The organism is Moraxella sp., from assembly GCF_024227015.1.
Classification (GTDB): Bacteria; Pseudomonadota; Gammaproteobacteria; order Pseudomonadales; family Moraxellaceae; genus Moraxella.
This window is the reverse complement of record NZ_JAAELD010000286.1, coordinates 1-872: the sequence shown is the minus strand read 5'-3', so window position 1 is coordinate 872 and position 872 is coordinate 1. Positions and strand designations below refer to the sequence as shown.

Annotated in this window: 1 protein-coding gene; it reads right to left on the bottom strand. The window is 45.8% G+C overall.

Annotated elements, in window-relative coordinates; all coding sequences use genetic code 11:
• On the bottom strand, positions 1–849 hold an 849-nt coding region (locus GY683_RS06575; RefSeq protein ID WP_297287980.1), incomplete at its 3' end, for a glycerophosphodiester phosphodiesterase family protein.
• Between the last annotated feature and the right edge of the window lie 23 nt (positions 850–872).

Genomic DNA, 872 nt, shown 5'->3' with positions numbered 1-872 from the left:
GCCGTCTTTGGCGCTATTGGTATCTTCCATCAAAAACACTGCCGTCTTGGCATAATCAGGATAATGCTCAATCCAATAAGTCAAATCATCAATATTAAATGACTGCACGATACTGTCATTCGCCTGATAGCCTGCTTTCTTTAACGCCTTAATCAGATCCGCCCGATAATCATCATAAGTATAACCTTGATGCGGAATCACGGTTGGCTGCTTAAGTTCTGGCGTGACTTTTACGCCCATTTTCTTATAAAGTGCCAATGCCTCATCAAGACTCATCAGCGTGGCATTTTGAGAATACAGATCTGTACGAAAAGCAGGTGTTGCATTGACATACTCATCCACAGTGCGTGCCTTAGGATTGGCGGCATCTTGTTTGCCTTTTAAGGTCTTAAATTCCGCCAATGTAATGTCGGAAGTTAGGCATTTGGCAGAAGCTTCCTTGATGAGCTTACCCGATGCGTCAAACTGAGCAGGCGTAAAGTTCTGGGTACATTTATTGGCAAGCGGGGTTTGCAGGATATTCGTCGTGGTGTGTAAATCAGCGTCAGAATGGCGACAGACCAACTGATGATCCTTAGTAAAAGCAACATCGCATTCTTGTATGCCTGCACCTTGTCTATTGGCGGCGATGTAGCTTTCAGCAGTATGCTCAGCGAACTGCAATGGCGCACCACGATGCGCGATCGAAAACTCTGTACGTTTTGGCGTTTGGGCTTGACAGCTTTTTAATTCTTGCTTTAATTTACCCTCATCCATGTCGTCCAATAGGTAGAAAGGTCTAGTGCCATAGCTAATGGCAGGCTTAGCAAGTTCATCGCCAGCACCGTGAACTGATGTGGGTTTTGGCATCGATTGGCACGCCATCATCAGCG